The 26259-nt window shown below is 57.2% G+C and carries 21 protein-coding genes; 6 read left to right on the top strand and 15 right to left on the bottom strand.

Annotation, left to right across the window (positions count from 1 at the left end; genetic code table 11):
* Positions 1-117 precede the first annotated feature (117 nt).
* The 9 genes from SR894_RS02875 to SR894_RS02835 all read right to left on the bottom strand — a co-directional run bounded on the left by SR894_RS02875 (position 118) and on the right by SR894_RS02835 (position 12144).
* Positions 118-1080 (bottom strand): ribonuclease Z, encoded by a 963-nt coding sequence (locus SR894_RS02875; protein WP_223287917.1) that lies wholly within the window; start codon positions 1078-1080, stop codon positions 118-120.
* 97 nt (positions 1081-1177) lie between these two features.
* Complete coding sequence (locus SR894_RS02870; RefSeq protein ID WP_223287918.1) at positions 1178-1849, bottom strand: hypothetical protein; 672 nt, start codon at positions 1847-1849, stop codon at positions 1178-1180.
* Between the two features lie 83 nt (positions 1850-1932).
* Positions 1933-3720, bottom strand: a complete 1788-nt coding sequence (locus SR894_RS02865) for an ATP-dependent nuclease (RefSeq protein WP_223287919.1) — start codon at positions 3718-3720, stop codon at positions 1933-1935.
* A gap of 192 nt (positions 3721-3912) precedes the next feature.
* Positions 3913-4782, bottom strand: a complete 870-nt coding sequence (locus SR894_RS02860; protein WP_223287920.1) for a DUF7281 domain-containing protein — start codon at positions 4780-4782, stop codon at positions 3913-3915.
* Positions 4779-6023, bottom strand: a complete 1245-nt coding sequence (locus tag SR894_RS02855) for a hypothetical protein (protein ID WP_223287921.1) — start codon at positions 6021-6023, stop codon at positions 4779-4781. Before SR894_RS02855 ends, SR894_RS02860 begins: the two co-directional genes overlap by 4 nt.
* Positions 6020-6655: a condensin complex protein MksE gene (locus SR894_RS02850; RefSeq protein WP_022520046.1), complete on the bottom strand. Its 636-nt coding sequence runs from the start codon at positions 6653-6655 to the stop codon at positions 6020-6022. Before SR894_RS02850 ends, SR894_RS02855 begins: the two co-directional genes overlap by 4 nt.
* Positions 6652-10317, bottom strand: a complete 3666-nt coding sequence (locus SR894_RS02845; protein WP_223287922.1) for an ATP-binding protein — start codon at positions 10315-10317, stop codon at positions 6652-6654. Before SR894_RS02845 ends, SR894_RS02850 begins: the two co-directional genes overlap by 4 nt.
* Positions 10318-10418: 101 nt before the next feature.
* The gene (locus SR894_RS02840) at positions 10419-11441 is read right to left on the bottom strand and encodes a histone deacetylase family protein (protein ID WP_133731088.1); all 1023 of its coding nucleotides are present in this window, start codon (positions 11439-11441) and stop codon (positions 10419-10421) included.
* On the bottom strand, positions 11419-12144 hold the full coding sequence (locus SR894_RS02835) for a GntR family transcriptional regulator (RefSeq protein ID WP_133730827.1): 726 nt from the start codon (positions 12142-12144) through the stop codon (positions 11419-11421). The genes SR894_RS02840 and SR894_RS02835 overlap by 23 nt, the downstream gene beginning before the upstream one ends.
* A gap of 215 nt (positions 12145-12359) precedes the next feature.
* Between SR894_RS02835 and SR894_RS02830 the strand changes: the two genes are divergently transcribed.
* The 6 genes from SR894_RS02830 to SR894_RS02805 all read left to right on the top strand — a co-directional run bounded on the left by SR894_RS02830 (position 12360) and on the right by SR894_RS02805 (position 20001).
* A complete protein-coding gene (locus tag SR894_RS02830) occupies positions 12360-13916 on the top strand; it encodes an ABC transporter substrate-binding protein (protein ID WP_223287923.1) in 1557 nt (518 codons plus the stop codon).
* 63 nt (positions 13917-13979) lie between these two features.
* Complete coding sequence (locus SR894_RS02825; RefSeq protein WP_223287924.1) at positions 13980-14960, top strand: ABC transporter permease; 981 nt, start codon at positions 13980-13982, stop codon at positions 14958-14960.
* Positions 14957-15790, top strand: a complete 834-nt coding sequence (locus SR894_RS02820; RefSeq protein WP_146876019.1) for an ABC transporter permease — start codon at positions 14957-14959, stop codon at positions 15788-15790. Before SR894_RS02825 ends, SR894_RS02820 begins: the two co-directional genes overlap by 4 nt.
* A gap of 9 nt (positions 15791-15799) precedes the next feature.
* Entirely contained in the window at positions 15800-17440 is a 1641-nt protein-coding gene (locus tag SR894_RS02815) for an ABC transporter ATP-binding protein (protein ID WP_223287925.1), read from the top strand.
* Positions 17441-17467: 27 nt separating this feature from the next.
* Positions 17468-18850: an FAD-binding oxidoreductase gene (locus tag SR894_RS02810; protein ID WP_223287926.1), complete on the top strand. Its 1383-nt coding sequence runs from the start codon at positions 17468-17470 to the stop codon at positions 18848-18850.
* A 41-nt stretch (positions 18851-18891) separates the two neighbouring features.
* Complete coding sequence (locus SR894_RS02805) at positions 18892-20001, top strand: pyridoxal phosphate-dependent aminotransferase (RefSeq protein ID WP_223287927.1); 1110 nt, start codon at positions 18892-18894, stop codon at positions 19999-20001.
* A 155-nt stretch (positions 20002-20156) separates the two neighbouring features.
* On the opposite strand, the gene SR894_RS02800 is transcribed toward SR894_RS02805, so the two are convergent.
* The 6 genes from SR894_RS02800 to dctP all read right to left on the bottom strand — a co-directional run bounded on the left by SR894_RS02800 (position 20157) and on the right by dctP (position 26224).
* The gene (locus SR894_RS02800; protein ID WP_223287928.1) at positions 20157-21110 is read right to left on the bottom strand and encodes a branched-chain amino acid transaminase; all 954 of its coding nucleotides are present in this window, start codon (positions 21108-21110) and stop codon (positions 20157-20159) included.
* Positions 21107-22213, bottom strand: a complete 1107-nt coding sequence (locus SR894_RS02795) for a class II histone deacetylase (RefSeq protein WP_223287929.1) — start codon at positions 22211-22213, stop codon at positions 21107-21109. Before SR894_RS02795 ends, SR894_RS02800 begins: the two co-directional genes overlap by 4 nt.
* On the bottom strand, positions 22210-23241 hold the full coding sequence (locus SR894_RS02790) for a histone deacetylase family protein (protein WP_223287930.1): 1032 nt from the start codon (positions 23239-23241) through the stop codon (positions 22210-22212). Before SR894_RS02790 ends, SR894_RS02795 begins: the two co-directional genes overlap by 4 nt.
* Positions 23242-23262: 21 nt before the next feature.
* The gene (locus SR894_RS02785) at positions 23263-24537 is read right to left on the bottom strand and encodes a TRAP transporter large permease (protein WP_223287931.1); all 1275 of its coding nucleotides are present in this window, start codon (positions 24535-24537) and stop codon (positions 23263-23265) included.
* Positions 24534-25079, bottom strand: a complete 546-nt coding sequence (locus tag SR894_RS02780; RefSeq protein WP_223287932.1) for a TRAP transporter small permease — start codon at positions 25077-25079, stop codon at positions 24534-24536. The genes SR894_RS02785 and SR894_RS02780 overlap by 4 nt, the downstream gene beginning before the upstream one ends.
* A 71-nt stretch (positions 25080-25150) precedes the next feature.
* Entirely contained in the window at positions 25151-26224 is a 1074-nt protein-coding gene (dctP, locus tag SR894_RS02775; RefSeq protein ID WP_223287933.1) for a TRAP transporter substrate-binding protein DctP, read from the bottom strand.
* Positions 26225-26259 lie beyond the last annotated feature (35 nt).

Raw genomic sequence — 26259 nt, 5'->3', positions numbered from 1 at the left:
GGATTCAGGTGGCGAAAGCGCTACCGATGACTTTATGAACGAACGCGAGCAAAAGCAATTGAGCTATGCATTTTCGAGTAGCACGCTGCTTTCAAGAATGATCGACATACGAAAAGACTATTCACCCGCCAGTTCAGAAAAGTAACCCGCTTTATCCAAAGTGTATTCGTCAAAATCCCGCGCCAGGTAAAGGGAACCCGAATATAAGCGCTGGGCCTCCTCTCGGATGTCCTCAATGGAAGGCGACGCCTGGGGGTTGATCTGGTAGCGGGGGCTAAAGTGCGTCAGCACCAAGTTAGGCAGCTTTACCGATTCGGCAAACTCAGCGACAAGCTTGGCGTAGCTATGCCCCACATCACCGGCCTTCTGTGCCATCTCTTCGGTATAGGTGGCTTCATGCACCAGCACCTGCGCGCCCTTGCACGCCTCAAACAACAAGTCAGGCTGGTCATTGTCCCCAGCGATCACCACTTTTCTCGGCTTGTGCTTGAAGATCAGGTAGTCATGGCTTTTTAACCGCTCGCCCTCGAACTCAACATCAAACCCTTGCTTCAACTGCCCCCACAACGGCCCTCTCGGAATACCCTTTTGCGCTAGCTTATCCACATCCAAGGCAGCATCGACCTTTGTCTCTGTAAACCCATAAGCATAGGACGGCGCCCGGTGTGAAAGCCTGAAGGTGGTAACCGCGATGCTTTCAAACTCAACGCTGGGCAGCTCGTCAGAGTCGATAAACTCCAGGGCGAAGGGCAAGCAAAGCTGCGTGGCCTCACAGGTGGCTTCCAGCCATACCTTGATACCTGCGGGTGCCACAATGGTCAGCGGTGCTTTCCGGCCCCCCATGCCCGCACTCGCCAGTATGCCCGGCAGCCCATAGCAGTGGTCGCCGTGTACATGGGTAATAAAGATGGCTTTCAAAGAATGGAACGACAGCTTCGTGTGCAAAACCTGATGCTGGGTGCCCTCACCGCAATCGATCAGATACCAGCCCTTCCCCCTGCTCTCTCGCAAAGCGATTCCGGAGACGTTTCTTTGCTTGGTGGGCACGCCTGCGGAGGTGCCTAGGAAGAGTAAGTTCATATTTTGTTCGTGCTCTCTGGTACGCCCACTTTTTAGCTACGCCACTAAGCTGCCAGCTAGCTAAGTTTAAAGATCAACGCTGGTAGCTCATAACGCCTCAATCCATCGTCATATAAGTAGTCGTCTGTATTGCATCCTTAGGCATTTCTCGGGTTATATTCGAAGCAGATGAAGCTTTTTCGTTCCATATAAAATATGCATTAGTAAGAGCTGCTGCTAGTCCCAGAACTAATACAAGAATCGCGAAATATTTGGATATTCTATAACTCCACTCACCAGCCTTTACTCGCTTCCACTCATGCTTTAGAAGGGGTTTGCTAGCTTTTCGGAGCGGTTCACACGCGGAACGCGCCTCAACCAAATTATTATTAAGATAATACTCGCGAGTCTTATTCAACGCAGTAAGGAAGGCATCATTTAAATCTTTTCCTTTTTTTCGTTTTTCGCTATCGTTAATTCGAAAAATTATGTCGTTATACGACTGGTTGACCTTTGCATATACTTCCTCCACATCCCTAGCCATTTCGAATTTATCTCGATGCTCTTCTTGGCGGGCAGAATAATGAATATACAAAGTAGATAAGTACGTGAGTGATGAGATGTAACAGGAAATTGATTCTCTGAGTGAGTTTATCCAGTCCTGTCTGAACTCCGAAATTTTATTTTCTTTGGACGCAACAAGGTTAGTGAAAGCAAAGAAGCCAGCGACCAGTGCCGCAAACATTGCTCCCAGCAAAACAATTGCTTTCCCTTCGAATACTTCACTCAATATTTATACTCCAGTAGTGCCTAACGCTTTGCTCACCAGGAAACCGGGAGTGAAGCGAGTGATTTCTCCGTGAGCAGAAATTATTAAGAGCGGCCTTTACGCATGAACTCTATCACATTGTCGATATTAATTTTTACACCTTCGAAGATCGAAGGATCTGTTTGTTTGGTAATATATCTAGAAAAATTTCTCTTATGTTCTTCTGCTACACGATAACGCACATATATAGCTGAATTTTCTTGACCAAATTCTTCATCTATAACTTGGGCGAGCGATTTATCATTCGGCAGCCTACTAATGTCATAACAGTCCACAAGACTCCTCTCAACAAGCCATCCTGATTTCATAGCGTGATCCCATATTTCCGGAGGAAATAGCTCTTCCAGTGAAAAGTCAATCTTAAAACCAGGCTTTCTAAGTATACTAACTATGTGTGGCGGAGGGGTTAGCAGCGATGACTTTACCTTTCCTTCATGTGCTTTCCTGTCTGTATGCGCCATATACTCAATAAAAGAATCATGAGCCGATTTTCCTGCCTTGTCTTTATCTAACATGCCGTAAGCTTTATGGCTTGTTCTTTCGACAGCAGGACTCAATGCCCAAGCTAGTAGATTATTTCTTACCCAAGAAGAGCCGGCCGACACATCCGATCTAACCTCAATGTCAATACTTTCGGCATTAATGCTTTCGAGATAATATTTTATTACGAGCTTATCAGTTTCTCCTTCGACGTATAGTGTGTCCGCATTATGTGTCTGCGATTCTTTTAATTTATCGACAGCATCTCTCGTCGCTCTTAACTCGTTTTCTTTTTCTTTAATATACGGAGCGACAATAGGAAGCAGTCCCATATTTTCATCTGCCAAAACTATGTCTTCGTCTGACTTTATTTGGGTATAATCAGTACCTAATTCATCTTGTGTTGTATAATAAAGCCTTACATTATCTCCTGCTTCTTTTAGCCCATAAAATGCAGGCGAGTGAGATGATATAAACATCTGTATCTCTTCTGAAATAGCAAGTAATTCATCACTTTTAGAAAATGCAGACAAAAATTCTAAGTTATTTTCTGGCTCTTCATATCCCCATATGGTGTTAACCTTAACTGAGCCTCGCGTCTTTACCCTATTCTCCTCTTCATGAAGAAATGCCAATATACTAGGTATGTGCCTAACCTTTATTCCGTCTCCACGTTTATTTATAGATATACTTACTCCGTTATGATTTGTACCAAAGTCTAAAACCTCAAAAAGACTGCTTAGATTTTCTGGAAGCTGTATTCGACTTCCTATATGAAGCTGCTCGTTGAGCGCTTCCATCATAGTGGCTGTATTATCTGTTATTGTTTCCACAAATTTTTCTGACGCTCCTTTAAGCTCAGCATCTATGGAGATCGCCATAGTATTATGGAGGTCTCGCAATAGGTGTGGAAAATAATTATCACCTTTCATAGCAGGAACGTATCTATATCTTATTTTTTTAGCCCAATTCTTGGAAGAATAGTGAACTTGCGTATTAGGAGACGGCGGAACAAACATTTTGTCTTCATACGCATCAATAAAATCCTCACGCCACTTTTTCCTCCACACTATATCTCTTGAATCTCTATAAGAGGACGGGGGACTTAAAGTAAGCTCTATCTTTATCTCTTTAGCAGTTTTATTAGGAACTGTTGAAAAATGACAAAAGTCAGTTTCAAAATCAAAATTTGTATTATGATCGGTCTGATTATTGAAGAACAGATTCAAAGCCTTAAGAAGGTTTGATTTTCCCGAATCATTGCACCCAGAGAAAACATTCATATTTCTAGGGGTTATCCGACAATTTTCTATAGACCTAAAGTTTTTGATCGATATTTTTTTTATTAACACTGATAGTATCTCCGTAATATCTTTTAAAAGTAATTACACACCCATCCTATAACCTCAATGAACGTGCGGGCGCAATGATTGGGGTTATGTAGCCACCAAAATGACTCTACCTCATTGATTCTTCTGCCTGCAAAGTAAATTTCGGTGGCATAGCCAAAATTCGTGTGCCGTATTGTTTTGCTCCTCCCAATTTTAGCCAATCCCCACACACCTCACCTCCCCACCAAACCACTGCTGCTTAAGCCCCCGCTGCTTTTCCAACAACAGTGTAAGGTAGTCACGCAATGGATGAGCAGATGGCAGCGCAGCAAGGTGCTTACGCAGCCTGCGCTGATAAGGAAACTGTTCAGCAGTCACGTGCAACGGCGTGGCGTTTTGGGCAAGCCATTCAATGTCGGGCAGGAGTAAATGAGTGGCGCTGCTGTCGAGCGCTAGCGTGATGCCTTTTACATCGAAATCACCGGCGTAGATATGCGTTCGACGGGTTTTGTGCCAAGCATCAGCCAGTAACGCAAAGCCGCCGCCGTAGTGGCTGTCGCCGCGGTAGACAACCAGCGGGTTAACGTAGCCACTTAGCGCTGAAATATGCGGCGAAAACTCATAGAAGCTGTCCAGGTTTTCGACCTGAATTAGGGCGCTGAACGCGCTTAGCTTTAGGCCGAGTACATCTACATCGCGAATAGCACATGGTTCGTTGGCAAGCCCTGCTATTGGCTGCGGCGGAAAGCTGACGAGCACCCGCCGTGCGCGGGGGCTTTCGCGGGTGGCTTTGTCTTCTTCCACGCCTTCTTTTGCCTGGGCGCTGCTGCTCAGGCCGCTGAGTGAGCGGCCTAGTGGTGCTAGGCGGGCGCTCTCTAACACGTCATTGATCTGCGCCAACAAGGCGGCGTCAAAGCGTAGAGTTTTACCGTTGATTCGTGTGGCCAGGTCAATGTCGTGCTGGTGGCACCAGGCCACTACGTCGTCTACCCACTGGCGGCGCGGCTTCTCCACCGCGTGCTGGCGGAGAAGTTCGCGGGCGACGCCGTTAAGCCCATTTCGTGCGCGGCTGGGTAGGTTCATACGGCCAGCTGCAGTTCTACATCGTGGATCAGGCGCAGGTGGTTGAATTGGCTCGCCTGGCTCTCCTGCTGCTTGAGCCGAAAGGCTTTCTGGTCGCTGCGCGGCAGGCCCTGGTATTCGGAAATCACCTGGAAGAGCCAAATCTCATCCGGCCACTCCAGCGGGCTTTCGCGCAGGTACTCAAGGGCGCTGACCGGTGCCGCCTGGGGCTGGTCGATCACGCTCAAATAGAAGTGTTCCACATCCTGCTTGAGCGCCTGCTGGCGAGCGGTGGCGAGGCTGCTTTTCTGGGCTTGGGCCGGGGCCGCGGCTTCAACGGTTTGCGTAGTGTGGCGCGGCTGGGGAAGCTGGTGCAGCAGATCGGCGAGCAATCGGCTATCCAGGTTGCGATCCAGCGCCGGGGCGGCGGCGGCGCTTAGCGGTGCGGCTTGATTGACCAGCCCTGGTACCTCGCTACGCCGGGCATAGTTGCCCGGCACAAAGCCGGGGTGTTCGCGCATAAAGGCAGCCATGCCGCTGATCAGGCGGCTGCGCGCCTGCTGCTTGCGAAAGCGCGCCATCAGTTCGATCAATCGCCGCTGCACTTCGCGCAGGCTGGTGTAGTGGTGGCTTAGCTGCTGCTGTAGCTGGCTGATCAATAGCTTGCGCAGGCCGCCGTCGCTGCCCACTAGCTCGATCAGCTCGTCGAAATCGATCAACGCCAGGCCATCCAGCAGCCGCGCGATCTGCTTCTGGGCGCGGTCGTTTTCGCGGATTTTGTCGTTAAGCTGGCTGACGAAACCAAAATCGCTATTCAGCCGCTGCCATAAACTGTCGATGGCATCGGCGAAGCGCCCGTTCAGGTCGTCGACCTCCTGGCGCAGGCGCATCAACTGCTGCTCCAGCCGCCAGTGTTCGCCGCGGCTACGCGCCTCCCGGTAGCTGTGCACCAGGGCGCGAATCAGCTCCAGGGTTTCCGCTACATCGGCGTTCACATGGCGGCGGGTCTCGTCGGCGAGCATCTCGGCGATCAGTTCGCGCACTTTGGGCGCCAGCTTCACACCGCTCTGCTCATCCGGCCGCCATAGAATGCGCGCCGCCAGCAATTTGCGTAGCGCGCTGTCGCTGAGCGATTCCAGCGGCACTTCATCACGGGTATAGGCCTGCATCAGCACATCGGCATGCTTGCCGAGCAGCGCCAGCCGTTCGCTGCCGGTTTTGAGCAGGCGGCTTTCCAGGGCATGTTCTCCGTTCGAACTCACAACAGGGCCTCCTGGGAACCGGAGCCCTCCTCGCTACCCTCTTCAATGGGCAGGTTCTCTTCATCGCGAATAAAGCGCACCAGATCCACCAGGTAGTCGATCTTGCCGGTAACCACGAATACCTGCCGCTCTGAATGGGGCTGAAGCAGGTAGCCGTGCTCTTTCAGACGCTTAAAGACCTGCTTTACCTGGGCATCGAGTTGGTCACTTTGCGAGCCAAAAAAGCTGTCGGTGGCCAGGCGCTCCAGACGTTCGCGCAGGCTCTGGTTGTCTTCGCACTTGGCGCTGAACTCGGCGGGTTTGAGTACATCGCCGGGGGCGGCCAGGGTATCGCGGCCCAGCGCCTCTTGAACCAACTGCAGCCACTCCAGCAGCGGCAGCAGGCTATTGAGCGTATCGCCTAGCTGGCGGGAGAGCTGATCCCGAGCGTTGTCATTGAGCTGACGCCAGGCTAGAAAGTAGACGCTGCCGTCTTCATTGCTGGCTAGCCGCCGGTTAAGCGGCCGCAGGTAGGTATCGATCTCTTCGCGAGTCTCTTCATTGGTGAGATGCCGATAGCCGCTCTCATCGCTGATCGGGCAGACAAACTCACCCGCCAGCAGGCGTTCAAGCAGTGGGCCATGTTCGATCATACCGTCACCTCCTGCTGGCGTTCCTGGAGCCGTTCGGCCAGGCGGCTTAGCCGTGGCTCGATGCGTTTTAATACCCGCTTGTTGGGGTTGGCCTCATCGCGATCAATCAGGTAGCGATTGGCGAACAGCAGCAGCACATCGGACTCGGGGTTGGGAAACGCGCCGACGATATGAATGCGGTTGCTGTCGCAGGCGTCGAACAGTTTTTCGACGTTGTGGTAGGCCAGGGTGCCGATCTCATCGATGGGCCAGTGGATGGCGATTTCCGCATCGCCGCGCAGCAGGCGGGTAAAGGCGAGCAGGAACTTGCACAGAATTAGGTACGCCATGCCGTGGCTGGAGGACTCCAGCAGTTGGCGGTCGTTCTTGATCACCAGATCGGTGCCGCCTTCGTTCAGGTGCAGCTCCAGGCGCAGCAGGCTTTCGAAGCTGTACTGCTGGTCGCTGCGCAGCAGATCGACAACATCCGCCAGGGCGTTGAGGTAGTCGTCGCTGGGTAGCGTCTGGCCGGATTCCCGCCACTCTTTATAGCGCTGGGCGAACAGCTTCAGCGGCTCCCAGAAGCCGAGTTCATCGATGGTGGACTGAATGCGCACTTCGGCCTTGGTGATGCCTTCCAGGCGCAGGTCATCGGCAACCTCTTCAGAGAGCCTACGGCTTTGGGCGCTGATGCGCCGGTTCAAATCGCGGAATACGGTGAAGAATTTATCCAGGTCGTCGCTTAGGTTGCGGCCTTCCTGAATCAGCTGCTGCTGTTGATCTTCGAGCAGTTTGAGCATGTCGCGCAGTAGCGGCAGCTGTAGGCGCGGGTTATCGCTCTGCAGCTTGCTGCGCTCGCTCTCCAGCGCTTCGGCGAAGCCGCTGCTGGCGTCCTTGATTAGTTGGCTTTCGACTTCCAGGCAGCCACGGCGCAGCTGCTCGATTTGCTGGTGGCGATTGCCCAATGCTTGGCGGGCGCGCTCGATACGCTCGTCCACATCGCCCAGTGGCGTGCCGGGCGCCTGACCATCGGGTTCAATGGCCAAGGTTTCCAGCTGGGTGAGTAGCGGCTTCAAGGCTTCCAGGCAGGCGTATTCGCTCTCACGCTGGGTTTTCAGCGTGCTGACCGTGCTCTGGTGGGTTTTGCGCGCCGCCTGGAAGTCGTTTTTCAGGTGCTCTTTATCGCGCTGCAGCTTTTGCTCCGCCTGCTCCAGTTCGGCTTCTTGCGCGACCAGCTGCGGCTTGTGCTGGCCCCACTCCACGCGCATAAAGCGGGTGTACTCGGTGAGCTCATCCTGACGGGCGGCGGTGACGCGGATGCGCTCCTCCTGGCTTGCCAGCCGCGCCTTGGTATCTTTTAGCTTGGCGGGGTCGACACCCTGGTCGGCCAGTTCCTGACTAAAGGCCTCTTCCAGCTCTGCACGTTGGCGCTGGTGCTCGGCGTTGGCATCTTTAAGCTGCTGCTTATACTGGTGCAGCTGGGCATCCAGGCTATCTACCTGGCTCTGGCCGTCGGCCTTGAGCTCCAGCAGTTGGCTTTGATGGGTCTCGCTAAGGGCGGCGAGCGCCTGCTGCTTCTCTTCGCGCAGCTCCTTTTGCGTCTGCTCCTGGCGGGCTAATGCGGTTTGATGGGCGGCGCGGCGCTCCTGCTGGCGCTTGGTATGGCGCTCCTGCTGCTGGCGGCGGGCCTCTATCGCAAACTCGACTTCCTGCTCGGCGCGCTTGTGGGCCATGCGCCCTTGATCTTGGGCTTCGTCGGCCTGCTGCACCCGCTCGTTCTGCTGCTTGAGGGCTTTCTCGGCGGCCTGGCTCTCCGTGTGTACCCGGCGCTTGGCGCCATCGGCTTCTTCGATGGCGGCCAGCAGGCTGGCTTCATCCTGGGCGTAATCGGGCAAAGCAATCGCGGAAAGATCCAGCGCCAGCCCGAACAGATCATCGCTCGCGCCTTCTGCCAACTGCGGGGCGAGGTCACGCCGCTCCAGTAGCTCCGGGGCAATCACCTTGCCTAGCTGCTGCTCCCAGCCGGGGCGGTGGTAGCGCAGGAAGTGGCGCAGGCTGCCCTGCTCCGGGTCGCGCTGCTGGTAGAGCGCAAAGCAGCGCTGCTCGGCGCGCTCCAACTGCTGGCGAAGTTGCACCAGCTGCTGTTCGGCACTGTCGCGCTCGCGTTTGCGGCTTTCAAACTCCCGACGCAGGCCATCCAGGGTAGCAGCCGAGGCGTTGCGCTCCTGCTGGGCCTGATCAAGGCGCGCCTGGGCAAGCTCCGCCTCGGAAGCCTCTTCGGCGGTCTGGGTCGAGAGCGAGAGCTGTGCCTTTAGTTCGGCTAGCTGCTCGACGCCGAGTTCCAGCTGCGCCTGGTACTCGCCTTCAAGACGTTGGCGCTCCTGCTGGTAGCGTTCGTTGAGCTGCTGTTCGGACTCCCACTGCTGCTCTCGGCGCAGGGCTTTCTCTTCGACCAGGGCGTCGATCAGTTCCTGGGATTCACGGGTCTGGCGGGCCAGCGCTTCGGAAAGCTCGCGCAGCCGCCCGTCCAGGCGCGCCTGGCTCTCTTTTACCGCGTCCTGCATCACGTTCAGGTGGGTGCGCAACTGGTCGCGCTGCTCCCGCCACTGGGGCAGCGCGTTGATGTCGCGCTCCAGGGCGGGCATGTCTGCATCAGCGTATTGCTCGTACTGGGTTTGCAGGTCGTTGAGACGGCGCTGGGTCTGCTGTAAATCGCTGACCACTTCGCTGTGGCGGTCGTTCAGCTTATCCCGTGCTTCAGCGTAGTCGCTCTCCCGCTGCTGGAAGTCGCGCTGGTGGCGGGCCAGCTCGGCATCCAGATCGGCCATTTGGCGCTCGGTCCGCTGGCGGTCATCTTCGAGCTGGGGCTTCAGTTGCCACAGCGTGGCATCCAGGTCGGCGAGTTCACGATCAATACCGGCGAGCCGGGCCAGCGAGGCCTGCAGCGGTTCCAGGCGCATGGATTGGCGCATCTGGGCAATCCACTCCCGCGCCTTGGTGTTGCGAATCCGGGTCACCGGCAGCTCGACACCATCCTCTTCGAAAATCGCCGCCAGCATGGTTTTGAGGGTGTCCATCTTGCCCTCTTTGGCATGCACCGCAGAAACCAGCTTTTCGATATGGCGGATGCGCCGCTCGGGTTTCACCAGGCTGAACTGCGACGCGATCTGGCGCAGCTTCAGGCCGTCGCGGCTGTTGCCGTGCAGTTGGGTAAAGTCGTTTTGGATCACCGAGCGAAATTCAGAGGTCGCGCCCAGCTTGGGCGACACCGGCGTGCCGTTGCGCCGCAGGCCGCTGGCCCACTGGGTGTAGTCCAGCGCCGCCACACCCGCGTCGCTCTCCACAAGATAGTCTTCCGGCTGGTAGGGCGCGCCGACAAAGCGGTACTCCACCCCGCCCTCGGCCTTGCGGGTCAGCACCGCCTGGCAGATGTTGCCCGCTTCGCGGCGGTATTCGTACACCAGGTAGCTGTTGCGGTGGGGCAGGTAGAACGCATCAAACTTCATGCGCGTTTTGGGCACTACTTTATTGGGTAGCTCACCATAAAACACCGGCACCAGCCGCTGCAGCGTGGTTTTACCGGAGGCGTTGGTGCCACAAATATTGGTGTGACCGTCCACACTCAGTTCGACCACCCCTTCCAGGTGGCCGTGAATCATCACGATGCGTAGCAGGTGGGCCATGCCGTGTCCTTTCGATGACGATTTCAAGGGCGATCAGGATCGTTTTGCTGATCGCTGAAAGCAGCCATTTTGCCAGACACCTTGATGGCTTGTCTTACTCATTACCTATTGGTTAGCAGTCCCTCAAAGAAACTCACTGCATTGGCCTCTAACCCTTCCAAGTAGTAGCCGCCTTCCTGTACCACCAGGGTGGGTACGTTGAGGCCCGCGACCCGGCGGCCCAGTTCACCAAACCCCGGCGTGGAAACAGCCACTTTGGCTTGGGGGTCGCGCTCGTAGATATCAAACCCCAGCGCCAGCACGATGGCGTCAGGCTCGAACAGACGGATGGCCTGGCAGGCCTCCTCCAGGCGATCAAAGAACACCGCTTCTTCTGATCCATGGGGCATTGGCAGGTTGAGGTTATAGCCCAGCCCAGCGCCCTGCCCGCGCTCGTCTTCAAAGCCGGTTACCGCCGGGTAGAAGTTGGTGGTATCGCCGTGGATCGAGATATACATCACATCGTCGCGCTGGTAGAAAATCTCCTGAATGCCCTGGCCATGATGCATATCGGGGTCGAGCACCACGATGCGGGGGTATCGTGAGGTGAGGCGCTGCGCGGCAATGGCGGCATTATTGAGAAAGCAAAAGCCACCGGCGGAATCGATACCTGCGTGGTGGCCCGGCGGGCGCGATAGCGCATAGGCAAATCGCTCCCCGGCTAACAGAGCCTCAGCCCCGGCGACCGCGCTTTGCGCCGACCAATAAGCGGCTTGCCAGGTATGCTGGCCCACTGGCGCACTACCGTCGGCCAGGTAGCGCCCGGCTTCCGCCAATATGCCGTGCAGAGCATTGGGCGAACGCACAAAAATATTGGAGATAACCTCTTCGCCCCAGTCTTCACCAAGGACATGCCAGCGCCGATGGGCACTTTCCAGAAAGCGCAGATAGGCCAGGGAATGCACCGCCCTTAAAGGCGCCACGCCATGATCCGCGGGAGCCTGAATATCAAACCCTAGCTGCTTGGCAGCGGCCAGCAGCTGCGTAGCCCGTTCAGGCACTTCCTGGGGAATGCGCATCTTGCCACGGGAGAAGTAAGTTTGCGGCTGATGAAGCAGTTGGTCAGCGTGGAAGAACGTCTTCATCGGCACTATCTTCATCAGAACTATCTCCGGTTTCGCCCACGCCCTTCACCACGAAATGGCGGGCAACGCCTATGTGGTAGTCAATCGCCTCGCGGCAAGCGGCAGGGCTGCCGCTATCCAGCGCATCTAGCAGTTTAAAGTGGCTGGTCGCGATAGTGTCGGGGGCTTCATGGGTCTTGGTGATTAAAGTGATGCATAGACGCAGTTCATGGGTTAAATCATCAAAGGCGCGCAGCAGCCGCTCGTTGCCCGCGTAGTGAAGCATTAAGCGATGAAACTGCAAATCCTCCTCGATGCGGCGGGTGCCATCGTTACCCACGGCCGCCTCACAAAGTACGTCTACCTGTTGTTTCAAAGCACGTTGGGCCTCTGGCGTATAGCGTTCGGCCAGACGCTGAATAGCGTGACGTTCCAGACACAGTCGCAAATCAAACACGTCTTCGAGTTCAACGGCATTCAACGCGCGAACAAAGAAGCCCCGGCGCGGCTTCGAGATCAATAAACCACGGCTTTCCAGTAAACGAGCGGCCTCACGAACCGGCGCGCGACTGACCCCCAAGTCGCGGGAAAGCTGCACTTCAGAAAGTCGCTCACCGGGTAAAAAGTGTTGCTGAATAATCGCTTGGGTTAAGTAGTCAGCGACCTGTTCGACGAGGTTTTGCTGCTGGATAAAGGCCCTGGGAGCCGACGTAGAAGAAGCCATCGCATTCACTCATGGGGTATGACGTGTTCTTCCCAGTATGACGAAAAAAAGCCACTTGTCGACGAACGATTGCCGACTGTCGACAGTTTTACCGTGTGCTGCTATGGTCAAAGCAGGCCCCCAAAAAACCTCACAACAGGGCCTGACACATCACGCCTCGCTCGCCTAACGACGACGTAACCTCATTACGTGCTAATAACCGAGGAGCAGGAAACATGAAGAAACCTTTAGCGTTGGCTATTTCCGCTGCAGCACTCGCTTTTACCTCCGCCGCCCTGGCCGATGACCCCAAAGAGGGTGGCGTGGTTAACACCATTATCCAGCCGGAACCGCCCGGCCTGGTGCTGGGCATGGTACAAAATGCCCCAACCCGCACCGTGGCGGGCAATATTTACGAAGGCCTGTTGCGCTATACCACCGACCTAGAACCCATGCCGCAGCTGGCGGAGTCGTGGGAGGTCAGCGACGATGGCCGTACCTACACCTTCCATTTGCGTGAAGGCGTTACCTGGCACGATGGCGAAGCTTTTACCGCCGATGACGTCGTGTTCTCCGCCGATGTCTTCCACCGTGAGTTGAACCCCAGCGCCCGCGCCGTGCTGCAGCACGTGGAGAGCATCGAAGCCACGGACGACCACACCGTCGTATTTACTCTGACTCAACCCTTCGGCCCTTTCCTGCTCTCCTTTGAAGCGGGCACTTTTACCATGGTGCCTGAGCACCTGTATGCGGGTACCGATTTCCGCAATAACGAGCACAATGATCACCCCATCGGCACCGGCCCGTTCAAGTTCGACAACTGGGAACGCGGCACGGTGATCGAACTGGTTAAGAACGAAGAGTATTACGAAGACGGCCTGCCCTACCTGGACGGCGTTAACTGGCACGTCATCCCCGACGGAGCCTCCCGCGCAGTAGCATTCGAGAACGGCACCATTGATGTGCTGCCCAGCGGTACCGTCGAGAACTTCGATATTCCCCGCCTGGCCGAGATGGATAACGTCTGCATGACCGAAGAGGGCCATGAGTACTTCAGCCCCTTCGCCATGCTGTGGATGAATAACCGCGAAGGCCCCACGGCGGATAAACGTTTCCGTCAGGCGGTCATGTACGCCATGGATCGCGAGTTCGCCAAAGATGTGTTGTGGAACGGCCTGGGTAATGTGCCGCTCTCCGCCTTTGGCTCCAATGCGCGCTTCCAGAACGACGACCTGGAACCCTACGATCACAACCCCGAACGCGCCCGTGAGCTACTGGATGAAATGGGCTACGACGGCGAAGAGATCACTATTCTGCCGCTGCCCTATGGGGAAACCTGGACGCGCTGGGCCGAAGCCGTGCAGCAAAACCTGCGCGAAGTGGGTATTAACGTTGAAACCCAAGCCACCGATGTGGGCGGCTGGAACCAGCGCCTGGGCGATTGGGATTACGATCTCGCCTTCACCTATCTCTACCAGTACGGCGACCCGGCACTGGGTATTTCACGCACTTACCTTTCCGACAACATCGCCAAGGGTTCGCCCTGGAATAACGTGGAAGGTTACGAAAACGAGCGTGTCGATGAGCTGTTTAACGAGGCCGCCACGGCATTCCCCGATGCAGAGCGCGAAAAACTCTATGGTGAAGTGCAGGAAATCCTGCACGAAGACGTGCCCGTTGGTTGGCTGATGGAGCTAGGCTTCCCGACGCTCTACCGCTGCGATGTGCAAAACCTGGTCACCTCCGGCGTAGGGGTTAACGACGGCTTTAAAGATGCCTGGCTAGACCGCTAGGGCTTAGCCATACCCAGGCGGTCGACACCGCCTGGGTATTTCAGCTACATCAGGAAGGTGTCTATGGTTTACGCTAGGTTAATTGCCATGCGGCTTCTTAAAGCCGTTATCGTTCTGTTTTTGATCGTTATTTTCAATTTTCTCCTGATTCAAATGGCCCCCGGCGACCCGGCGGCTATTTTGGCTGGGCAAGCGGGCGCTGCCGATCAGGAGTTCCTCAACCAGTTGCGCGAGCGATTCGGTCTTGATCAGCCAATGTACGTGCAGCTGTGGCGCTATATATCGGGTATTGCCATGCTCGATTTCGGCTACTCCTACCGCTTGGGTGTCCCGGTGTTTGATCTTATTATGGCGCGCTTACCCGCCACCCTACTGCTCACCGGCACCGCCTTTGTGCTTTCGCTGGTATTGGGCATCGTGGCGGGCTCCATGGCCGCGGCACGGGTCAAAAAACCCTCTGGCTCGCTGATTATGGCGCTGGCGCTGGTGTTCTACGCTACCCCGCTTTTCTGGGTGGCGCTGATGTCGGTGGTGGTTTTTTCGGTCTACCTGGGCTGGCTGCCCGCCTACGGGCTTTATACCGTCGGGGCCGATCACACCGGGTTTGCGCTGATGCTCGATGTTGCCCAACACCTGGTGCTCCCGGCAACCACACTGGCGCTGTTCTTTATGGCGATTTACACCCGTATGACGCGCACTTCCATGCTCGATGCCGCTCAGCAGGATTACGTCAAAACCGCCCGTGCCAAAGGCTTGAAGCCCAGCATTATTCAGCGTCGCCATGTGCTGCGTAACGCCCTGCTACCGATTATTACCCTGGCAGGCCTGCAGGCGGGGCAGATGGTCGGCGGGGCCATCCTGACCGAAACCGTGTTTGCCTGGCCGGGCATCGGCCGCCTGATGTTTGAAGCCCTTGAACAACGTGACTACAACCTGCTGCTGGGTATTTTCTTCTTCTCGGCGGCCTTGGTGATTGTCTTCAACATCATCACCGATTTGGTCTACAGCCTGGCTGATCCACGTATCAAGAAGGGGGCCGCATGAGCTTTTTCGCACGCTTCGCGCAAAACCGTGGCGCCCTGGTGGGCCTGATCATTCTGCTGGTCATTATCGCCATGGCGATACTGGCCCCGCTGCTATTTCCTGAGTCGCCCTGGCGCATGGTTCAACGGCCTTTTTTGCCACCGCTCTCCCAGGATGGCTTTCCCCTAGGCACCGACACCATGGGCCGCAACGTGGCATCCGGCTTGATGCACGGCGCCTGGGTATCGCTATTGATCGGGCTGGTATCCACCAGCGTGGCACTGCTGATTGGCGTTCCCCTAGGGGCGATTGCAGGCTACTACGGCGGCATCATTGATGATGTATTGATGCGCTTTACCGAGTTCTTCCAGACCATCCCCAACTTCGCGCTGGCAATTGTGTTGGTGGCGATTATGCAACCCAGCATCACTTCGATTGTACTGGCGATTGCGATTGTCAGTTGGCCGCCGGTGGCCCGCTTGGTTCGCGCCGAGTTTATGTCGCTGCGCAACCGCGAGTATGTCGAAGCCGCGCGCCTGGTCGGCCAGTCCAACACCACGATCATTCTGCGTCAGATTCTGCCCAACACGCTGTCGCCGATTATCGTGCTGGCATCGCTCATGGTCGCCACCGCGATTTTGCTGGAGTCGGCGCTGTCGTTTCTGGGTTTGGGCGATCCTAACGTGATGTCCTGGGGTTATATGATCGGCGCGGCGCGCACGGTGATTCGTCAGGCGTGGTGGCTAAGCTTCTTTCCGGGCGTGGCGATTCTGCTCACCGTGCTGGCGTTAAACCTGGTGGGTGAAGGGCTGGACGACGCTTTGAACCCCAAACTATCCCGCGAGCGCTAAGGACTTTATATGCCTATTACAGAGAATCAATCGGCTGACACCGTCCTCAGCATTCGCAACCTCAACATTGCACTCCCCAAAGGGGCGGATCGCGCCCTGGCGGTGGAGGACGTTAGCTACGACGTGAAGCGCGGCGAAATCATGTGCGTGGTGGGCGAGTCCGGTTCCGGCAAATCGATGGCCGCTAACGCCGTGATGGGGCTGCTGCCCAAGGGCGTGAACGCCACCCAGGGCGAGATACTCTTTGAAGGGCAGGATCTACTTGCCCTGTCGGAAAAACAGCACCGCGCCCTGCGTGGGCTAAAAATCGGCATGATCTTCCAGGAGCCAATGACTGCCCTGAATCCGCTGATGCGGGTAGGCGCACAAATTGCCGAAGTGTTCGAGGCCCACGGCCAGTTCAACCCCAAAGAGCGCCAGGCCCGCGCCCTGGAACTGCTGATCGAAGTGGGAATTCCACAGCCGGAAAAGGCCATTCGAGCCTACCCGTTTGAGCTTTCCGGGGGCCAGCGACAGCGGGTGATGATCGCCATGGCGCTGGCGCTGGAGCCCATTCTGCTCATTGCCGATGAGCCTACCACGGCGCTGGATGTCACCACCCAGGCGCAGATTCTGGAGCTGATTCGCGACCTACAGCAGCGGCGCGGTATGTCGGTGATGTTTATCACCCACGACTTTGGCGTGGTGGCCGAAATCGCCAATCGCGTCTGCGTCATGCGCCACGGCAAGATCGTCGAGCTGGGTGACGCCAAGTCGGTGCTTGAGAACCCGCAAGACGCCTATACCCAAGCGCTGATTGCCGCGATTCCCAGCAATGCGGTGCCGCCTCACCGTGAGACCAGCCAGGTCGCCCCGCTGCTGGAGATCAAGCAGCTCAATAAAGTCTTTCGCTCTCGGGGCGGCTGGCTCAAACCTGCCCGGGAAGTGCATGCGCTTAACGATGTTTCGCTCACCCTGGCGCGGGGAGAAACGGTGGGCATCGTAGGCGAATCCGGCTCGGGCAAGTCCACCCTCGGACGCTGCGTGGTGCGCTTGGAGCACCCCGACAGCGGCGAGCTGCTGCTGGATGGGGTGAATCTTTCCCAGCTCAAAGGCGATGCGCTACGCCGGGAACGCCACCGGGTGCAGATGATATTCCAGGATCCTTACGCCTCGCTCAACCCACGCACCAAAGTGGGCATGGCGATAGCCCAGGGGCCGATTGCCAACGGCACGCCCAAAGCCGCAGCGCTCAAGCAGGCGGGCGAGCTGCTCGACATGGTGGGCTTGGGCGCCAGCGCCGTGGAGCGCTTTCCTCACGAGTTTTCCGGCGGCCAGCGTCAGCGTATCGGTATTGCCAGGGCGCTGGCGCTCAACCCCGAGCTGATTGTGGCGGATGAAGCCGTCTCTGCGCTGGATGTGTCGATCCAGGCCCAGGTACTGGAACTGCTGGAGGAACTGAAACAGCGGCTCTCGCTCTCGCTGCTGTTTATCACCCATGACCTACGCGTTGCGGCCCAGATTTGCGACCGCATAGTGGTCATGCAGCATGGCCGCATTGTTGAGCAAGGCAGCGCCGAGCAGATTTTTCTTGATCCGCAAGAGACGTATACCCAGGATCTGCTCAGGGCGATTCCCGGCCGTGAGGCCCCCGTGGCGGCCACTGCGTAAATTGTTTAATGGTAAAAAGGATACCCAATGCAAATAACCCTGGAGGCGCTGCGCGCTATTGTGGGCCCGGCCCATGTATTGACCGGCGACGATGTACACAGCCGCCGCGTGGACTGGATGACCGGAGCGCCCTGCCAAGCCGGGGCGATCGTTCGCCCAGCGGATACCGAGCAGGTCGCTGCCGTGATGCAGACTTGCTACGCCGTGCAGCAGCCGGTGGTCACCCACGGCGGCTTAACCGGGTTGGTGCACGGCGCAGAAGCTAGCCCCGATGAGCTAGTGATTTCCCTGGAACGGCTAACCGCGATCGAAGAAATAGATCAAGTGGGCGGCACCCTCACCGTACAGGCAGGCGCTCCGCTGCAGCGGGTTCAAGAAGCGGCGAAAGAGGTTGGCCTACAGTTCCCGCTGGATCTGGGCGCTCGGGGTAGCTGCACCATTGGCGGCAATATCGCCACCAACGCAGGCGGCGTGCGGGTGATTCGGTACGGCATGATGCGCCAGCAAGTGCTCGGCCTGGAGGCGGTGATGGCCGATGGCCGGGTGGTCAGCTCCATGAACCACATGTTGAAAAACAACGCCGGTTTCGATTTAAAGCAGCTTTTTATCGGTAGCGAAGGCACCCTGGGGATTGTGACCCGCGCAGTGCTGCGCCTGCAGCCACCTACCCCAAGCGAGCAAACGGCGATGGTGGCCTGCCCCTCGTTTGAGGCGCTTACCGGGCTGCTCAGCCATATGGGCAAAGCGCTTGGCGGAGGCCTCGGCGCTTTTGAGGTGATGTGGCAAAACCACTACCGGCTGCTCACTGAAACCCTGGGCCGCCACACTCCGCCGATTGCCACCGAGCATCCGTTTTATGTGATCATTGATTCCCTGGGCAGCGATGCCGAGCGCAATGCCAACCAGTTTAGCGAAGCATTAGAAAGTGCGTTAGAGAGCGAGCTGATTGTCGATGCGGTGATCGCGCAGTCGACTACCCAACGCGATGGACTATGGGCGATTCGTGAAGATATCGAGGGGCTGGTCAAGGGCCTTGCGCCGGTGCTTACCTTCGATGTCAGCCTGCCGATTGCCGATATGCAGCGTTACACGGATGCCTTGGAAGCGCAGCTAACCCAGCGCTGGGCAGAGGCGAAACTGGTGGTATTTGGCCATCTCGGCGATGGCAACCTGCATATTTCCGTTAGCGTGGGGAGTGCTGAGATCGAAGTTCGGCGAGAGGTTGAAGCCATGGTTTACCAGCCGCTAGCCACACTGGGCGGTTCAGTCTCCGCAGAACACGGCATTGGCCTGGAGAAGCGGCCATGGCTGAGCACCTGTCGCTCCAGCGCCGAGATCGAACTGATGCATACCCTCAAGCAAGCGCTCGACCCACTTAATCTATTGAACCGCGGTAAAGTACTTCAATAAACATTTTAAGTTAAACATTCATTGTGTTTTCAGGAATCAACATGTCCCGTTACCCCGAGCACTTAACTGGCGAAGGCCCGCATAACCCCTTCCCAGGCATCAAAGTATTAGAGCGCCGCATTGGCAAGGAGATCCCCCACCGGCTGGGCTCTAACGAAGGCCTGGATATGCCCCACCGCGCCCTGCGCGATCACTTTGGCGATGCCCTTGCCGAACACGTTTACTGCTACGGCGATGCCGAAGCGCTGGGCGTGCGCCAGCGCTTGAGTACTCAGCAAGGTATTCCGCTGGAAACGCTGTTGGTAGACGCCGGCGCTGACAGCTTGATCGCTCTGGCCCTGCGCACTACCTGTATGCCCGGTGAAACGGTGGTCTGCACGGCGGGTACCTACCCCACCTTTGGCTATTTCGCCAAAGGCCAGGGCTGCCGCCTGATCGAGCCCAGCTATTTTGAAGCACCGGGCGTGCTGGCCCCCGATCTGGAAGCCTTGGCAGCAACGGCGCATCAGGAAAACGCCCGGCTGGTGTATCTGGCCAATCCGGATAACCCCAGCGGTCATCTACATAGCGACAATGCCATCCTCAAGCTGCGCGAAGCGCTGCCCGATACCTGCTGGCTGCTGCTGGACGAAGCCTATGGGGACTTCCGCGACGATGCCAACAGCGAGTTCGCTGGTAAAGCAATACCAGGGGTGATTCGCCTGCGTACGCTTTCCAAGGCTCATGGCCTGGCGGGCCTGCGCATTGGCTACGCCATCGCCGACCCTGAAGTACTGACGATGATGATGAAGGTGCGCATTCACTACGCGGTATCGTCATTGACCCTGGCCGCCGCCGAAGTGGTGCTCGACCACCCTGACGAGGTTCACCAACACGTTACCGATGTAAAAGCCCGCCGTGAGCAGTTGGCGGAGCACTTTCGCGCCCTAGGGGCCGATGTGTTGCCCAGCGCCACCAACTTTATCGGCATCCGCCTGCCCAGCGCCGACCTCGCCGCCGAGGTACACCAGCAGCTACTCGCCGAAGGCGTTTTGGTCGCTCGCCTGGCGCACCCAGAGCTGGCCAATGTAATACGCATTACGGCGGTACAAGCCGCACTGGAACCGGGAAGATTGGCGGCTCTCGAACAGGCGATTAAAGAGCACGCCTGATTAACTTGGTAAATTTGATCACTAGGGGCGAGGGCAGGTTGGAGCGAGGGTCTTTTGTCATGGATGACAAAAGTAGCGCCCATGGACGGGTTCACAGCGCCCTCGCGGAAACCTGCCCTCGCACCGGGGCATGCTGATTGCCCGCCAGAATACTCCTAAGGCGTTAACCAATGCCTGAAATCGTCCAGCTCACCGCGTACCGCCTGGCGATATAAGCCCTGCAGTTGAGCCGTGACACTGTTGGGGCTGATGGGTTCGTTGACGGGCGGTGCGCCAGCACGTCCACCAATACGGCGGCCATCCAGTTCCCGAAGCGGCAGTATTTCGGCGGCGGTGCCGGTTAAAAATGCCTCATCGGCGGTATACAGCTCGTCGCGGGTTATTCGCCGCTCGCGCACTTCAATACCCAGCACCTTTTGCGCCAGCTGAATCACGCTATCCCGGGTGATGCCTTGAAGGCAGGAGGTCACTTCCGGGGTATGCAGCACGCCATCGCGGAGTAAAAAGACGTTGGCCGCCGAGGCCTCGGCCACATAGCCTTCCGGGTCGAGCATGATGGTTTCATCAAACCCGGCTTTGATCGCGGTATTCAGCGCCAGTATCGAGTTGACGTAGTGGCCATTGGTTTTCGCCCGGCACAGGCTGATATTGACGTGGTGGCGCGCCCAGGAAGAGGTCAGCGCGCGCAAACCATGGGTGGCGGCCTGGGGTGAAATGTAGGGGCCTAGATCCCACGCTGCAACCATCACGTGGGTAGTCAGCCCTTGGGCGCGTAGCCCTAAACCTTCTGCACCAAAAAACACGGTAGGTTTCAGGTAGGCATTGCTCAGGCCGTTTTTGGTCAGGCACTCGCGCTGGGCGTTGATCAGCTCCGCTTCACTAAACGGCAGCGGCATATCCAGCGAATGAGCACTTTCTGCCAAGCGGCGGGTATGTTCAGCAGCACGAAATAGATGCGTACCGCTGGGGCCAGCGTAGGCGCGTACACCCTCAAAACAGCCCATGCCGTAGTGCAGCGTATGGGTGAAGACATGCACCTTGGCCTCGCGCCACTCCAGCCATTCACCGTCGTGCCAAATCCAGCCATCGCGGTCATAAAGCGGTGTCATTGTTTGCGTTGCTCCCACTGTTGGCACCAGTCATCGATCAACGTCTGCTGGTGCGGTTGCAGGGCTTGATAGCCCCAAGCGGCAATTTCATCGTTTTGTGGGTCGGGCACGGCAATGGCACTGCCCGCCAGGGTTTGGATCACCGCGTGGCCGCAGAGCGGCACATAGCCTTCCGAATAGCCGCCTTCGTGAATAAATACCAGCTTGCCTTCACAGCAACGCTCGGCCAGCGCTTTAAGCTGGGCGGTCATGGTGGCGAACGCCTGGCTATTGAGCAGCATTTTGCCTAAGGGATCCTTAGCGCAGGCGTCGTAACCGCAGGCCACCACGATGAGTTCGGGCTTAAAGGCTTCCAACGCGGGCAGCACCAGTTTTTCCATGGCGTAGGCGTAGGAGCCCAGGCCACAGCCCGGTGGCAGCGGCAGATTGAGATTAGCGCCCAGGCCTGCTCCTTCGCCTTGTTCGTCAAAGCTGCCGGTTTCCAGCGGGTAGTTTGCGGCTTGATGAATTGAAAGGGTCAACACATCGGGCTCGTCATAAAACGCCGCCTGCTGGCCGTTGCCGTGGTGAACATCCCAATCGAGTATCGCCACACGGTTAACCTGCCCCAAGGCCCGAGCGCGCATCACCGCCACGGGTATATTGCCCAGTAGGCAGAACCCACGACCTTGATCGGCTTCGGCATGGTGCCCCGGTGGGCGGCATAGGGCATAGGCGTTGCTCACCTCGCCCTGCGCCACAGCTTCAACGGCGGCAATGGCCAGCCCTGCGGACTGCGTGGCCGCCGCCCAACTGCCGGGCATGTAAGGTGCACAGTCGCCGCCGTTGCCGCCCCGGGCTTTATCCCCTGTCTGCAGTTCATCCAGGTAACGCGGGGTGTGAAAACGCAGCAGGTCAGGAAGCGAAGCGGCGGGTGGTTTCACCACGTTCAGCTCATCAATCAGCCCGCTGACTTCAAGAATGTTCTTCAGCCGTCGTTTGCTTTCCGGGCTTTCCGAGGCGGCCTGGGGCTGTAAAAATTCACCGGGCGCGGAAAATACCCCAATCGCGCCCAGATCATGCCAAAAGCAGCGTTCATGCCAGTAGAAACCGGTTCTGCTCATGCCGTAAAACCCTGCATAAAGGCGGTCAGATTGGCGCTTAGATGCTTAGTGGGGTAACCGCCTTCCTGAACAATCACCGTGGGCAGCGAGAGGGCCGCCAAGAGCTTGCCCACCTCGATAAAAGCCTCGGTTTCCACCGTGAGCCCCGCCAGGGGATCATCTTTATGGGCGTCCAAACCTAGCGCTACCACCACGGCATCGGGCTCGTAGCGCTGCAGGTGATCAATTAACACCGCCAGGGCGTCCAGATAGACCTCCCCGTCGCTGCCGACCGGCAAGGGCAGATTAACGTTTGCGCCTACACCCTCTTCATCACCCTCTTCATCAGCGCCGCCCCAAAAAAACGGATAGAAATCACTGGGGTCGGCGTGCAGCGAGCCTGTCCAGACATCACTGCGGTGATAAAAAATATCCTGGGTGCCGTTGCCGTGGTGCAGATCCACATCGATGATCGCTACTTTGGCGAAGCGTTCGCGCAGCACCGTGGCGGCCAGCGCTGAATTGTTCAGCAGGCAAAAGCCCCCAGCGCGCTCCGGCCCGGCATGGTGTCCAGGCGGGCGGCACAGCGCATAGGCCGTTGGCACTCCATTCAGCACCTCTTCTGCCGCCGCTTCGGCACTGGCAGCCGACGCCAGCGCGCCTTGAAAGCTGGTCGCACTTAGCGGGCAGGCCATATCGTGAAGGTGCCAGCCAGCCTGGCCAATCGGGTGGCGCGGGTAGTGGTAGCCGCCACCACAGGGGTGAATATTAGGCGCAACTACCTCTGCCGCATTGGGCAGAGCTTGCCAGCGGGCGTAAATGGTGTTCAAAAAAGTGAGGTAGCGCGGCGTATGGATCTGTTCCAGGCGCTTGCGCAGCGTAGGCGAATCCGCCTTGTTGGGTGTGGTCAACGTAAGCCCTGCACTGGCCAAACCTTGGCTAAGCAGCTCGGCGCGCACAGGGCCTTCCGGCGAAGGCGCAGGCTGGCCACGCAGCAGAAAGGTCGGCGGCGCATGCAACGCCTGATCAGGGTGATAAAAACACTTCATGGGTCGCAGTCCTTAGCTAAATTACAGCAGTGACGGAATCCAGGTAGAGAGCGCCGGAAACGCCGCCAGCAACACAATCACCACCAGAAACGACACGTAAAACGGCAGCGATGCCACGATTGCCCGTTCATAAGGCACCTCGGCTATTCGCGCGGCGGTCATTAACGTCATCCCCACTGGCGGTGTCACGTTGGAGATATTGAGCACCACTATCATCAGGATCGCGAAGTGGAGCGGGTCAAAGCCCAGCTGGATCATCGCTGGCACCAGCACCGGCGCAATGACTACCAGTGCGGGCAGCACATCCATCACCGTGCCAATCACCAAGAGTAGCAGACACACCAGCATCAGTTGCACAAAGGCCGCATCGCTGAAAGTGGTGATGATACTGGCCGCATCCCTGGCTATCCCTGAACGGGTGACAAACCAGCCCAATACTGCTGACGTTGCGAGTAGAAAAAACACCACGCCGGAGAAGCGCACCGTGGTCACCAGCGCATCCCAGATTTTGCGCCAAGTCAGATTCCGGTAGAAGACCATCCCAATCACGATGGCGTAAACCGCCGCAAACCCCGAGGCTTCGGTAATCGTGGTGAGCCCCGAGAGAATTCCGCCGAGAATAATCAGCGGCACCACCATGGCGGGCAGAGCCATCACAAACGACATCACGGCCATCTTAAACGGCGTCGGCGCCTGTTTCGGGTAGTTGCGCTTCCAGGCCAAAAAGAAGCTAACACCCAGCAGCGCCAGCGCCATCAACAGGCCGGGAATAATGCCACCGGCAAACAGGTCAATCACCGAAATATCCCGCAGCAGCGTGGCGTACACCACCATCACCACGCTAGGGGGAATAATCGGCCCGATGATGGAAGAACAGGCGGTCACCGCAGCGGCGTATTCGGCATCGTAGCCCTGCTTTTTCATCTCAGGGATCATGATTTTGCCGATGGCGACGGTATCGGTGACCGCCGCGCCGGTGAGGCCCGCAAAGAACACCGAGACCGAGATATTAACGTGGGAGAGTGACCCGCGCACCCTGCCGAACAGCGCATTGTTGAAGGCGATCAGCTTGTGGGTCAGCCCGCCCTGGTTCATCAGCTCAGCGGTGAAAATAAAGTAGGGCACGGCAATCAGCAGAAAGCCCGAAACGCCGGAGAACATGCGATCAGCGATGATGCCGAGCATCCTCTCCCCTCCCATGGCAAAGCCACCCGCCAAACCCGACATGGCCATCACCACGGCTACCGGCGCACCGATAAACAGCAGCACGACAAACGCAATAATTGCAGGGGTCATGGGCGGTGCTCCCCGTCAGTGGTGTCGATGAGTCCACCAATCACGTCCTGCTCATCAATGAAGTGTTCCAGCAGAGCAAAGCCTTGCACAAGATGCAGCAGCATCATGACGCCGCTGATGGGCACCACTATTGCGGTGAACTTACTAGGGATTTGGATTTGGTCGGAAACCATGTAGACCTGGGTGGCGCTGGTGAAATAGCCCCAGCCGTACCAAGTGAGCATTAGTGCAAACAGTCCAATGACTGCCAAACACAGCCCGGCAGCCACTTGCACCATCACACGGGGCAAACTGCGAACCAGCAATGTCATGGCGACATGTTCGCCGTAGCGCAGCGAAATCGTCATGGAGAGAAAGCCGATCCAGGGCAGAAACAGCCGCGCCAGCGAGTAGGTCCAGCTAAGCGTGCTGCCGGTGATCAGCTTGTAGAGAAACGCAGTGAACGAGATGCCCAGCATCGCCAGAATACAGCCCACACACACCACGATAGCCACCTGATTGACGAGGTCGCTCACGCGGCGCAAAGGAGTTAAAACGCCCATGGTTTTTCCTCACGCTGGGGCCTCACATCGCCCCAGCGTTTATCGTTCGCTAACCGTTATTGGCCCCGGCTTTATTGACCATAAATGCGGTAGTCGTCTTCTGCCAACTGTTGTCCGACACGTTCAACTTCGTCAAGCAGCCCCTGTACGCGGGCTTCGTCCATGCCGAAGTCATCGACGATCCACTCTTGCCAAGCGGGGCGGGCAATTTCCGCCATCCGCTCGCGCTCAGCGTCGGGCATCAGGTAGCACTCTTCAAAGCGTTCACAGGACTCCACCCAACTCGCGGTAGCCAGGGCACCAGACATACCGTGGCTTAACTGGATCGCTTCCCGCGCGGAGCTGATCACCGCCTGCTGATGTTCTTCGGGCAACGATTGGTACCACGACTCGCTGACCACCCAGGGGGCGCTGTTATACACATGCCCGGTGAGCGTGGTGTAGTCGGTGACCGCATCAAAGTTGAAGGTGGTGTTGAGCACCGGCGCATTGAACTGCCCATCGGCAAGACCGGTTTCCAACGCAGTGATCAGCTCGCCCCAGGGCAGCGGAGTGGCCGAAGCACCTAACGATTGCATTATCGCCACGTGGGCAGGGTTCTCTTCGGTGCGAATATTCAGACCTTCTAAATCTTCGACGGTTTTTATTAGGCGCACGTTATTGGTGAAGGCGACAAAACCACCGCCATCATCGAAGGTGCCCAAGTAGCGCAAATCGGCGTCTTCGATGGTGCCGGACATAAAGTCGGCGAACCACTCGCTATCAAAGAAGCTCCACGCCTGCCGCCAGTTGGTGAACAGGAACGGTGCCGTGACGACTTGATAGTCTTCGTAGAAGGATGACATCGCCCCCGCAGACATAATCGTCGACTGTAGCGTTCGTCCGCCCTGCACTTCCGAGCCATTCTCCACCTCGGAACCTAGCTGGCCGCCACCGAAAATGGTGACCTCAAGATCCCCGTCGGTGCGCGCCTCTACCAGGTTTTTAAAGTGCACCAGCGCCGGATATATTTCGTTATTGCTCATATCCTCGGGCAGTTGCGTGGCAATCACCATTTCATAGGATTGCGCTTGGGCATTGGCGCTGGCAATCGCCAGTGGGAGTGCCGCCAGGGCGGCGATAAATACGGATTTTTTAGCGTTCATAACACACCTCGTTTTGATTATTGGTCGGTCTTCGT

The sequence above is a fragment of the Vreelandella neptunia genome (genome assembly GCF_034479615.1).
GTDB lineage: Bacteria > Pseudomonadota > Gammaproteobacteria > Pseudomonadales > Halomonadaceae > Vreelandella > Vreelandella neptunia.
Note: the sequence above shows the minus strand (reverse complement) of the source record. Positions and strands in the feature narration are given on the sequence as shown.